Origin of the sequence: Rhizorhabdus sp., from assembly GCF_018006725.1 — a bacterium.
In the GTDB taxonomy this organism is placed as follows: Bacteria; Pseudomonadota; Alphaproteobacteria; order Sphingomonadales; family Sphingomonadaceae; genus Rhizorhabdus.
On the sequence record NZ_JAGMXV010000231.1, the window covers coordinates 1 to 7,109 of the forward strand.

At 65.5% G+C, this 7,109-nt stretch carries 9 protein-coding genes; 7 read left to right on the forward strand and 2 right to left on the reverse strand.

All coding sequences use genetic code 11. From position 1 onward, the window contains the following. Together KAY22_RS22140 and KAY22_RS22145 are read right to left on the reverse strand one after the other, a co-directional pair. Positions 1–762, reverse strand: a 762-nt coding sequence (locus KAY22_RS22140; protein ID WP_296625353.1) for a DNA repair protein RadA, incomplete at its 3' end; no start/stop codon positions are given. A gap of 131 nt (positions 763–893) precedes the next feature. Beyond that, positions 894–1,451, reverse strand: coding sequence for a TetR/AcrR family transcriptional regulator (locus tag KAY22_RS22145; protein ID WP_296625354.1), 558 nt, complete (start codon positions 1,449–1,451; stop codon positions 894–896). A gap of 120 nt (positions 1,452–1,571) precedes the next feature. On the opposite strand from KAY22_RS22145, the gene KAY22_RS22150 reads away from it, so the two are divergent. The 7 genes from KAY22_RS22150 to KAY22_RS22180 all read left to right on the forward strand — a co-directional run. Next, positions 1,572–2,027, forward strand: a complete 456-nt coding sequence (locus KAY22_RS22150; protein ID WP_296625355.1) for a nuclear transport factor 2 family protein — start codon at positions 1,572–1,574, stop codon at positions 2,025–2,027. After that, on the forward strand, positions 2,020–2,889 hold the full coding sequence (locus KAY22_RS22155) for an NAD(P)H-binding protein (protein ID WP_296625356.1): 870 nt from the start codon (positions 2,020–2,022) through the stop codon (positions 2,887–2,889). Before KAY22_RS22150 ends, KAY22_RS22155 begins: the two co-directional genes overlap by 8 nt. Before the next feature lie 63 nt (positions 2,890–2,952). Continuing rightward, positions 2,953–5,268 carry a patatin-like protein gene (locus tag KAY22_RS22160; RefSeq protein ID WP_296625357.1) on the forward strand — a complete coding sequence of 772 codons (2,316 nt, stop codon included), beginning with the start codon at positions 2,953–2,955 and terminating at the stop codon, positions 5,266–5,268. 76 nt (positions 5,269–5,344) lie between these two features. Next, positions 5,345–5,638 carry a LapA family protein gene (locus KAY22_RS22165; RefSeq protein WP_296625358.1) on the forward strand — a complete coding sequence of 98 codons (294 nt, stop codon included), beginning with the start codon at positions 5,345–5,347 and terminating at the stop codon, positions 5,636–5,638. 5 nt (positions 5,639–5,643) lie between these two features. After that, a complete protein-coding gene (gene pyrF, locus KAY22_RS22170; protein WP_296625359.1) occupies positions 5,644–6,324 on the forward strand; it encodes an orotidine-5'-phosphate decarboxylase in 681 nt (226 codons plus the stop codon). Between the two features lie 32 nt (positions 6,325–6,356). Continuing rightward, on the forward strand, positions 6,357–6,518 hold the full coding sequence (locus KAY22_RS22175) for a DUF5818 domain-containing protein (RefSeq protein WP_366514134.1): 162 nt from the start codon (positions 6,357–6,359) through the stop codon (positions 6,516–6,518). Between the two features lie 244 nt (positions 6,519–6,762). Continuing rightward, positions 6,763–7,109 (forward strand): TonB-dependent receptor plug domain-containing protein (locus KAY22_RS22180; protein WP_366514133.1); only part of this gene is annotated, 347 nt, incomplete at its 3' end.

The following is a 7,109-nucleotide window of genomic DNA, read 5'->3' on the forward strand; positions in this document are numbered from 1 at the left end:
GTTCTTGACCGCGCGCAGGACGCGATATTGGTGGCTGCGCTCCCCCTCGAAGCTCAGCACCGTGTCGACCATATGTTCGAGCACGCGTGGCCCGGCGATCGACCCGTCCTTGGTGACATGGCCGACCAGCACGATGGCGGTGCCGCGCTCCTTGGCGAAGCGGATCAGCTCCTGCGCGGAGGCGCGCACCTGGCTGACCGTGCCCGGCGCGCCCTCGATCTGGTCGCTGTGCATCGTCTGGATCGAATCGATCACCAGCAGCGACGGCGGTGCCTGCTCCATGGTGGTCAGGATGTCGCGGACCGACGTCGCCGAGGCCAGCTGCACCGGCGACTGGCCGAGGCCCAGGCGCCGCGCACGCAGCCGCACCTGATCGGCCGCTTCCTCACCCGAAATATAGGCGACCGGCTGCCCCGCCATTGCCATCCGCGCCGCCGCCTGCAGCAGCAGGGTCGACTTGCCGATGCCCGGATCTCCGCCGATCAGCGTCGCCGAACCCGGCACGACGCCCCCGCCCAGCGCGCGATCGAATTCGGCGATGCCGGTGCTCCAGCGCTTGGGCAACGGGATATCGGCGTCGAGCCCCACCATCTGGATCGCCCGCCCACCCGTCCGCAGGTCGTGCTTGGCCGAGAAGACGGTCGCCTTCGCGCTCTCCTCGATCAGGCTGTTCCACTCGCCGCAGTCGGCGCACTGCCCCTGCCAGCGCGTCGCCACGCTGCCACAGGCCTGACAGACATAACGCTTCTGCGGCTTCGCCATCGATCGGGGGAGTCCTCTGGAATTATGAACAAAAGGGGTACATCATCACCGTCGCCATGACAAGCGACCGACGCGAGGAGCCGCGCCAGCCAGCGACTAAGAGCAATAGCGGGCCGGCTTCCGACAGCAGGTCATTGCCCCGCGCGAAGAGCCAAGGTCAGCATCCGGGCCAAGCGTTCTATATGCGCGCGATCCGATCGTCCGCCCAGCACCGCCAAACGCCAGTAGAGCGGGGCTGCAATCAGGTCGGCGGCCGTTTCGCGATCGATGGAGGACGCGACTTCGCCCCGTTCGATCGCACGATCGATCAAGGCATCGACCCGTTCGCGGCGCGCGCGCTGGAAGGGCCGGATGGCGCGTTCGAGCGCAGGAGTTCTTTCTATCTCCGCGTGAAGATCGGTGATGATCCGCTTCACGAGCGGATGGCGAAGCACGCGGCGAATGGCGAACAGCACGGCTTTCAGGTCGTCCTCCAGCGATCCCTGCTCGCCGACATCGGTGATCGTCAGGCCTACGCGGGACAGAAGATCGCTGGCCATGACCGCCTTTTCGGGCCACCGCCGGTAGAGGGCGGCCTTCCCGACCCCCGCCGATCGCGCGACGCGCTCCAGGCTGAGGCCCGAATAGCCGGTGCGTGCCCATTCCTGAAAGAAGGTCCGTGTGAGCGCCTCGGTCACGTCGGCGCGCATGACGGCTGCTCCCCTGGGAGACTGAGTTCGACCACCCGTTTCGGCGGAACGGTTGCGTTCCATCGCAAAATCCCTATCTCTGGACGGAACGCTACCGTTCCGCATATTCGGAGATAGTCCATGACAGACACTGTTCAAAGCTTCTCGGCAATGCTGCGCCGCGCGCTCGGTGATCGGATTGATCGCGATGCAAACAGCTTCGTGGAGATGATGGCCGAGAACGGGGTGATGGAGTTCCCCTACGCGCCGATCGGCTTGCCGGCCCGGCTCGACGGGCGGGCCGCGATTGCGCGGCATCTGGAAAATGTGGGCGGCATGATTGCCTTCGATCGCATGGGAGAGCCGACCATTCATCCATCGACCGATCCCGATGTGGTGATCATCGAGTTCGCGGGGTTCGGCCGTGGCGTGACGACGGGCGAGCCCTATGACCAGAGCTACATATCGGTGATCTGCACAGCAGGCGGACGCATCGTCCACTACCGGGATTACTGGAACCCGCTTGTCCTGCTGCGCGCAACTAGGGGCACTGCGCTGGTCGATTCGCTCGTTACTGGGACGTCCGATCATGCATGATCGGGTTCTGGTCACCGGCGGCACGGGCAAGACCGGACGGTTGGTCGCGGAGCAACTCGCGCAGCGCGGGCTGAAGGCGCGGGTCGCGACCCGACGGCCTGCGTCGGCCGATCAGGTACGGTTCGATTGGGCAGATGCGACCACTTATGACGCGGCGCTGGAAGGCGCGACGTCCGTCTATCTCGTCGCGCCGACCGATCGTGCCGACCACCTTGCCGCGATGCGGGTCTTTCTCGAACGGGCGGTGGCGCACGTTCCGGGGCAGCTGGTGCTGCTGAGCGCCTCGTCGCTCGACGAAGGCGGCCCCATGATGGGTGAGGTCCATGCCTGGCTTCACGCCCATGCGCCGCGCTGGACGGTTCTGCGGCCAAGCTGGTTCATGCAGAATTTCACGACCCAGCACCTGCCTTCGATCCTGGGCGACGGTGCCATCTATTCCGCGACGGGCGAAGGGCGGGTGCCGTTCATCGATGCCGCCGACATCGCCGCCGTTGCGGTAGAGGCGCTGTCCAATCCTGCGCTGCCGCCCGGCGCCCATGTGCTGACCGGGCCCGAGGCGCTGACCTATGATGCGGTGGCGCATGCCATCAGCGAAGCGATAGGTCGTCCCGTGCGGCATTGTCGCCTCTCCACAGAGGCGTTGATTGCCCGCTATGTCGGCATCGGCATCCCGCACGATTATGCGGCGGTGCTGGCGGGCATGGACGAGGCGATCGCAGGCGGCGCCGAGGATCGAACGACCTCAGAGGTCGAGCAGATGACCGGGCGCCCCGCAACGACGCTCGCTAATTTCCTCGCCTCGCAGCTTGACATCTTTTGCGGGGTTCAGGCGCTGCAGCGCGATGACAATCTTGCCCACTGACCCGCCGCACAGGCCCGCTGATTGAAGCTGGCTCTGATCGCCGCCAGCCGCTAAGTCGCTGTCATGCGGGAGAAGGAATTGCGGCTCGCGCTGGTCTGCTATGGCGGAGTCAGCCTTGCCGTTTACATGCACGGGATCACGAAGGAACTGTGGCGCCTTGTCCGCGCCAGCCGCGCCTTCCACGACGGAGCGGCCAGCGAACTGGGCAGCGAAGCGATCTATCGCAACATCCTCGAACGCATCCAGGCCGAGAAGGGCATGCGCCTGCGGGTGCTGATCGACATCATCGCTGGCGCCAGCGCGGGCGGGATGAACGGCGTTTTCCTCGGCCATGCGATATCCACCGGGCAATCGCTCGAACCTCTGACCGATCTGTGGCTCGACAAGGCCGACGTCGAAATATTGCTCGACCCCGATGCCCGTCCGCTGTCGCGCTTCTCCAAGATCTGGGCAGTGCCTTTCGCCTGGATGCTTGCCCGGCGACGCGGGGGCGCGGTCGAGCGCACCGTCGCGCCCGAAACCCGCGCGGAAGTGCGGCGCAAGCTTTCGGGCTTCGTGCGGGCGCGCTGGTTCAACCCGCCCTTCGGTGGCCCCACCTTCTCGCACCTGATCCTCGACGCCTTCGACGCGATGGCGAAGAGCGAGGCAGGGCCACCCCTGCTGCCGCCACGCCAGCCGCTCGACGTCTCGGTGACCGTCACCGACTTTCACGGCCATAATCAGCGCCTGCGTCTGCACAGCCCCGAAAAGGCCGAGGAACGCGAGCACCGGCTGACCATCGGCTTCACCGACCGCGGCTTCGACGGACGCAAACTGGCGGACCCGGCCGAACTGACCTTCGCCGCCCGCGCGACCGCCAGCTTTCCCGGCGCCTTCCCGCCGTTCAACGTCGCCGAACTCGACTCGGTGCTGAAGGCCCGCAAGCGCGACTGGCCGGGCCGTGAGGCCTTTCTCCACCGCATCTTTCCGCGCGCGGCCGTCAGCGGCAGCCCCGAGGACCTGGTGCTGATCGACGGATCGGTCCTCGCCAACGCGCCCTTCCGCCCGGCGATCGAGGCGCTGCGCAACCGGCCCGCGCGACGCGAGGTTGACCGGCGTTTCCTCTATCTCGATCCCACCGCCAATGTGCAGGCGCCGCCCGAACGGCATAGCGACGGCATCGTCCGGCTGCCGGGCTTTTTCTCCACAATCTTCGGCGCGATCTCGACCATTCCGCGCGAACAGCCGATCCGCGAGAATCTGGAGCTGATCGAGCAGCGATCGGTGCGGATCGCGCAGACCCGCCGGATCATCGAAGCGATCCGCCCGGAAGTCGACGCCGCAGTCGGCGCCGCAATGGGGCGGCAGATATTACTATACCGCCCAAGCGCCGAACGGATCGGGCTTTGGCGCCAACGCGCGCATGCGCAAGCGGCACGGCAGGCAGGCTTCACCTATGCAGGCTACGGCCAGCTGAAGCTCACCACGATCGTCGAGGAACTGGCGGCGATGATCGCCCTGCTCGCCGGAATCGAGGAGTCGAGCGAGCAACTGGGCATTCGCCGCAAATTATCGGCGCTGCTCGCAGACCGAGGCTTCGAGGAGCCCGATGCATTGCGCGGGGGCGATACCAGCGATGCGATCGTCGAGTTCTTCCGGCGACATGATCTGGGCTTTCGCATAAGGCGGCTGCGCTTCCTCGCCGATCGCCTGACCGAGATCGAGAGCGCACATGGCGGCCGCGACCATCCCGGCGTTCAAGCGGCGCGCGACGCGATCTATGCATCGCTTGCTCCCTATCTGGCGCTGCAGATGCGCGACCATTATGAGCCACCGGTCGCGGCTGCGGCGCGCCGCTTCGCAGAGGATCCGGAGACGGCCCTGTCCAGCATCGCTTCCATACGCGACCTGGAAAAGCTCGACGTCGAGACCGACCGGGCGATCGCGGCGGTTCTGCCCAGGCTCGACCGGCGCGACCGACGAACCCTCCTGCTCGCCTATCTCGGCTTCGGCTTCTACGATCTCGCCACCCTGTCGCTGATCCGGGCGCAGGGCGCGCAGGAATTTCATTCGATCCAGGTCGACCGCATCTCCCCTGACGATGCGGGGTCGATCCGGCAGGGTGGTGCCACGGCGACGCTCAAAGGGATCGAACTCAACCTGTTCGGCGCCTTCTTCTGCCGCGCCTATCGCGAGAATGACTATCTGTGGGGCCGGCTCCATGGGGCCGAACGCATGATCGACGTGCTGATGTCGACGCTGCCCGAGGAGCGCGGTTTCACGGCCGAAGAGATCCGGCATCTCAAACGCAGTCTTTTCCACGCCATCGTCGACGAGGAGCGCGGCCGGCTCAGTTCGATCGGGCCGCAGATCGACGAGATCGAACGGGAGATCGGCTGAGCTGTTCCGGTGCCGGAACGGGGCGCTCGGCATATCGACGGTTGACCGCGCCGCATCGCTGGAGGACAAGCAGCGCATGCATTTTCTGAAGACCTTGTTCTGGGTGATCCTCGCCGTCGTCGCGGCGGTGTTCGCGTCGCGGAACTGGACGGCGGTCTCGATCAACCTCTGGGCCGGTCTGACCGCCGACGTGAAATTGCCCGTTCTCCTGCTGATGGGTGCGCTGATCGGCTTTCTGCCGACCTTCGTCCTGCATCGGGCGCGAATCTGGCGGCTCAACCGGCGCATCGACACGCTGGAACGCAATAGCGCCTTGGCGGCGCCCGTCGTCCCGGCTACGGCGCAGCCGGATACGCCCCTGACGGAATAACGAGCATGAGCCGCAGTCCGATTTACGTTGCCATCGACACGCCTGACATCGTCAAGGCGAAGGACATCGCGGCGAAGGTCCGTCACCATGTCGGCGGCATCAAGCTGGGCCTGGAGTTCTTCAGTGCCCACGGCCAGGCCGGCGTGCGCGAGATGGCGGCGCTCGATCTGCCGATCTTCCTCGACCTCAAGCTTCACGACATTCCCAACACCGTCGCCAAGGCCGTGCAGGCGCTGGCTGGACTGAAGCCGGCGATCCTGACCGTCCATGCAGCGGGCGGGCTGGCGATGATGGAGGATGCCAAGGCGGCCGCACCCGCCGGCACCAAGGTCGTCGCCGTGACGGTGCTGACCAGCCTCGACCAGGATGATCTCGCCGCGATCGGGGTCGACGGTGACCCCCACGCCCAAGTGGAACGGCTGACCCTGCTGGCGAAGCAGGCGGGGCTCGATGGCGTGGTCTGTTCGGGCAACGAGGTGAAGGCGGCCAAGAAACTGTGGCCCCACGGTTTCTTCGTCGTTCCGGGCATTAGGCCTGCCGATGGCAAGAGCCATGCCGACCAGAAGCGTGTGATGACCCCGCGCCAGGCGCTCGACCAGGGCGCCTCGATCCTCGTCATCGGCCGCCCGATCACCCAGGCAGAAGATCCCGACCAGGCCGCCCGGGCAATCGAGGCAACGCTCTGACCGCGCGGCGCGTCGAGCAGACCGGCCTGCTCCTGCGCGACGGCGGGAGCTTTTCACTCAAAAGCGACGATGGCCGGGTCTACCGTCTCGAACTCGCCCGCACGCCGGTCGACCTCGTAGAAAAACGGGTCCGCATAGCCGGATTGCTGCTCAATGAAGCTGTACTTGAGGCAGACGGCGTCCAGCCCGCCTGAACGCAATCGATGTTTCCCTATAAAATATCCCAATTTCAATATCTTAAATTCAATCTATTATCACTACTTATATGATAGAAAAACTTTCTTCTCTTTCTAAACAGTAGAGTTAAACAGGCTGCACAGCTGGCGTCCGGCGCATTGCGTCGGTTGCTGGCCCTCTCTCGGGGCAGGGGAAGCGGTCAGGGCCGCGCCTTCTGGAGAGAGGCTGCTGCGATCGAAGAACAGAGGAAAGGGACATTTCATGCGCAACAAGCTCCTGGCGGGAGCGGCGGTCGTCGCCGTTCTCGCGACGCCGGCTTATGCCCAATCGACATCGGCGGCCCCGGCTGCTGCGGAAGCCGACGGCGATGCGTCGCGCAAGGACATCGTAGTCACGGCCCGCCGCCGTCAGGAAACCGCCCAGGACGTTCCCCTCGCCATTTCGGTCGTGAGCGTGAACCAGATCGAAAATACCGGCAATTTCAGCATATTGAGAATGCAGCAGATCGCACCGACGCTGCAGGTCTATTCGTCCAACCCGCGCAACACGGCGGTCAACATCCGCGGCCTCGGCGTGCCCTTCGGCCTCACCAGCGACGGCTTCGAGCA

What these genes read in the sequence shown, in the direction of transcription:
- KAY22_RS22145 (WP_296625354.1), bottom strand. Translation starts at nt 1,451, where the DNA reads ATGCGCGCCGACGTGACCGAGGCGCTCACACGGACCTTCTTTCAGGAA.
- KAY22_RS22150 (WP_296625355.1), top strand. Translation starts at nt 1,572, where the DNA reads ATGACAGACACTGTTCAAAGCTTCTCGGCAATGCTGCGCCGCGCGCTC.
- KAY22_RS22155 (WP_296625356.1), top strand. Translation starts at nt 2,020, where the DNA reads ATGCATGATCGGGTTCTGGTCACCGGCGGCACGGGCAAGACCGGACGG.
- KAY22_RS22160 (WP_296625357.1), top strand. Translation starts at nt 2,953, where the DNA reads ATGCGGGAGAAGGAATTGCGGCTCGCGCTGGTCTGCTATGGCGGAGTC.
- KAY22_RS22165 (WP_296625358.1), top strand. Translation starts at nt 5,345, where the DNA reads ATGCATTTTCTGAAGACCTTGTTCTGGGTGATCCTCGCCGTCGTCGCG.
- pyrF (WP_296625359.1), top strand. Translation starts at nt 5,644, where the DNA reads ATGAGCCGCAGTCCGATTTACGTTGCCATCGACACGCCTGACATCGTC.